The 3,225-nt window shown below is 64.4% G+C and carries 4 protein-coding genes; 2 read left to right on the top strand and 2 right to left on the bottom strand.

All coding sequences use genetic code 11. The annotated features are described in order from the left end of the window. Positions 1-230 precede the first annotated feature (230 nt). On the bottom strand, positions 231-1,103 hold the full coding sequence (locus NKH30_RS32925; protein ID WP_352998150.1) for a helix-turn-helix transcriptional regulator: 873 nt from the start codon (positions 1,101-1,103) through the stop codon (positions 231-233). Positions 1,104-1,208: 105 nt separating this feature from the next. Here NKH30_RS32925 and NKH30_RS32920 point away from each other — a divergent pair, with 105 nt between their 5' ends. After that, positions 1,209-2,060, top strand: coding sequence for an SDR family NAD(P)-dependent oxidoreductase (locus NKH30_RS32920; RefSeq protein ID WP_352503189.1), 852 nt, complete (start codon positions 1,209-1,211; stop codon positions 2,058-2,060). Next, complete coding sequence (locus NKH30_RS32915) at positions 2,057-2,779, top strand: SDR family oxidoreductase (protein WP_352542903.1); 723 nt, start codon at positions 2,057-2,059, stop codon at positions 2,777-2,779. The genes NKH30_RS32920 and NKH30_RS32915 overlap by 4 nt, the downstream gene beginning before the upstream one ends. A gap of 30 nt (positions 2,780-2,809) precedes the next feature. On the opposite strand, the gene NKH30_RS32910 is transcribed toward NKH30_RS32915, so the two are convergent. Then, positions 2,810-3,187 (bottom strand): DoxX family protein, encoded by a 378-nt coding sequence (locus tag NKH30_RS32910; protein WP_352998149.1) that lies wholly within the window; start codon positions 3,185-3,187, stop codon positions 2,810-2,812. Between the last annotated feature and the right edge of the window lie 38 nt (positions 3,188-3,225).

The raw sequence follows: 3,225 nt of genomic DNA, 5'->3' as shown, positions 1-3,225 counted from the left end.
ACGGATAAGGTGTTCCACGGACGGCTCCCTTGTTTGAGATCTCAACGAACTCATTCTGGCACATCCGATGCCGTCGGGCGCCGTCCACCCCATCATGCCGTGACCTCAGAGCGTTGCTGCGGTGCAGGATTCTGCTCCGCTGCACTCTTCCGTTAAGGTTATGGCATGGATCCCAGGGTCTCCGCGACGCCGCTTCGCGGCTGCTACGCCCTGGGATGACGAAGCTGGGTTCACGCGCTGCGCCGCTCGGCCGGCCGCGCATCGAGCAGCTTCTGCAGCTTGGCGATCGAGTTCTGCTCGGCGAGCGGCGTGTAGACGATCAGTTTCATGTCGGAGCCGTCGTCGATCGACAGGCTCATATGCTCGAACGCCATGGCACCCGCTATCGGATGCCTGACATGCTTTACACCCGATAGGTTACGGGCCACGTCGCGTAGCGGCCACCAGGCGCGAAACTCCGGGCTCGAGCGCGTCATCAGCGCGATCAGCCGCTCGAAATCCGGATCGCCGACATATCTGGCGCTTTCTGCCCGGAATGACGCCAGCACGGCACGTGCCAGTTCCTCCCAATCAACGAGCAGGCGCCGATGCTGCGGGCTGGTGAAAACCATATGGACGATGTTGCGGGCATCGCCCTCCAGCAGGCCATAGTCGCCGAACACGGCTGCCGCGGCAGAATTCCAGGCCAGCACGTCCCAGCGCCGCCCAAGGACATAGGCCGGCTGCAGGACCAGGCTCTGCAGCATGTGCAGCAACGGGCTATCGACTTTTTCCGGCGCGTCGACGCGACGCTCCGGCTGCGGGCGGCCGGCAAGAATGAACAGATGCCGTTGCTCGGCCGTGTCCAGGCGCAGCGCCTGACTGAGCGCCGTCAGCACCTCGACGGACGGCCGCACGTCGCGCCCTTGCTCCAGCCAGGTGTACCAGGTCGTGCCGACGCCGGCGATCATCGCCACCTCCTCGCGCCGCAGCCCGGGCGTGCGCCGGCGCAGGCCGGTCGAAATGCCGGTGGCCGAAGGCGTCAGCCTTTCGCGCCGCGAGCGCAGAAAGGCGCCAAGCTCGCGGCGGCGGCTGTCTTCGGCGGAGTGTGTCGGTGAATCCATCGGTGCTATTATAGCAGTATCGATACCAGGATAAAGTTTGAACTGTTTGGCAAGTGGCCGGTGCCCCATCTTTCCGTTCAGAGCGATGACATGGAGGCTCTGAACATGGAACTGAAAGACAGGACAATCCTCATCACAGGATCGACCGACGGCGTCGGCCGCGTCGTCGCGCAAAGCCTCGGCGCCGGCGGCGCTCGTATCCTGGTGCATGGCCGCGACGCGACTAGGGGCAAGGCGACCGTGGCCGAAATCGAAGCCGCCGGCGGCAAGGCCGAGCTGCTGGTCGCCGACCTCTCCTCCCTGGCGGAAGTCCGCCGCCTCGCCGAGGCGGTGCGCGCAAGGACCAAGCGGCTCGATATCCTTATCAACAATGCCGGCGTCGGCACAGCCGGCCCCAACTCCAAACGACAGGTTAGCGCCGACGGCTACGAGTTGCGCTTTGCCGTCAATTATCTCGCCGGCTTCCTGCTCACCATGGAGCTGCTGCCGCTGCTCAAGTCCAGCGCGCCGTCGCGCATCGTCAACGTCGCCTCGGCCGGCCAGCAGGCGATCGACTTCGACGACGTCATGCTGACCCGCTCCTATGACGGCGTCCGTGCCTACTGCCAGAGCAAGCTGGCGCAGATCATGTTCACCATCGACCTGGCGGAGCAGCTGCACGGCACCAATGTGACCGTCAACAGCCTGCATCCGGCAAGCTACATGAACACCACGATGGTGCGGCAGGCGGGCATCACGCCGTGGAGCTCGGTCGAAACCGGCGCCGAAGCCATCATCAACCTCGCCACATCGCCGGCACTCGAAGGGCGAAGCGGCCTCTATTTCGACGGCCAGAGAGAATCCCGTGCCGATGCGCAAGCCTATGACGTGAAGGCGAGGCAGCAGTTGCGCGAATTGAGTCTCGGCCTTGTCGGGCTCGCACCCGTTTCCGCAACATCGAAGAAAGAAAATTCATGACCGAGAAAACGCAGCACGCCGTGATCGTCGGCGGCTCCTCCGGCATCGGCCTCGCCACCGCGAAAAAGCTGCTTGGCCCGGGCATGAAGGTGACTATCACCGGGCGCAACCGGGAAAGGCTCGACAACGCATGGCAAAGCCTTGGCGGCGCAGTCGAAAAGGCTGCCTTCGATGCCGCGAAGCCGGACGAGGTTCGCCGGTTCTTCAACGATCTCGGCCCTTTCGATCACCTGGTGCTGGCCGCCAGCGGCGGCAAGGGGCTCGGTCCGTTCGAAACGCTTGACCTGACCGACATCGGCGGTGGCGTCGACGAGAAGGTCCGGCCACAGCTCTCCTGCCTGCAGGCCGCCTTGCCGACGCTGAACAAGAGCGGCTCGGTGACTTTCATCTCGGCGGTGTCGGCGCAATTGTCGGCGCCGGGTGTCGCCGGCATCGCCGCCGTCAACGGCATGCTGCTGACCGTGGTGCCGATCCTGGCAATGGAGCTGAAGCCGCTACGCGTCAATGTCGTGGCGCCGGGCGTCATCGACACGCCGTGGTGGGATTTCCTGCCCGATGAACAGCGCCATGCGGTGTTTGCCGATTATGCCGGCAAGACACCGGTCGGCCGCATTGGCCGCGCCGAGGACGTCGCTGAGGCGATCGCGTTCCTGGTTTCGAACAGCTTCGTCACAGGCCAGATCCTGACCTGCGACGGCGGCTTGCGGTATGCGGCGTGAGCGGCTGCCTCCAAGAGGCATCAGTCGTTGTCAAAGCGACTGCGCGATCAGCGCCAGAAATCCTCCGGCCAGCGCGACGTTGCCGACAAAGCCGTTGATGCGGGACGCGCGCTCGGGCCCCTGATGATCCCAGAAATTGTGGAACATCGGCGTAGCAAAAACCAGGAACAGGATCAGGCATGCCGCCGCCGCAGCGGTCCAGATGCCCGCGATCACCAGCGCTCCGGCGATGATCTGCAGGACGATCCCCAGCCACAGCACCGGCCGCGCCTGCGGCACGCCGCGCGTCGTCATCAATTGGCTCACCAACGCCGCATTCTGGATGTTGCGCAGGCCGGCAAAGACAAAGGCGCCGCCAAGCAGCAGGCGGGCGGCGAATAGGATGTCACTATCAAAGTTTGAAAACATGCTGTCGGTCCTTGGAAAAGAGGCGCGCGGCCCAAGGC

Source organism: Mesorhizobium sp. M1273, assembly GCF_040318195.1.
Taxonomy (GTDB): Bacteria; Pseudomonadota; Alphaproteobacteria; order Rhizobiales; family Rhizobiaceae; genus Mesorhizobium.
The sequence above is the reverse complement of the archived record's forward strand: the minus strand, read 5'-3'. Positions and strand labels throughout refer to the sequence as shown.

Coding starts and splice junctions, on each gene's coding strand:
- NKH30_RS32915 (WP_352542903.1), top strand. CDS start 2,057: ATGACCGAGAAAACGCAGCACGCCGTGATCGTCGGCGGCTCCTCCGGC.
- NKH30_RS32920 (WP_352503189.1), top strand. CDS start 1,209: ATGGAACTGAAAGACAGGACAATCCTCATCACAGGATCGACCGACGGC.
- NKH30_RS32910 (WP_352998149.1), bottom strand. CDS start 3,187: ATGTTTTCAAACTTTGATAGTGACATCCTATTCGCCGCCCGCCTGCTG.
- NKH30_RS32925 (WP_352998150.1), bottom strand. CDS start 1,103: ATGGATTCACCGACACACTCCGCCGAAGACAGCCGCCGCCGCGAGCTT.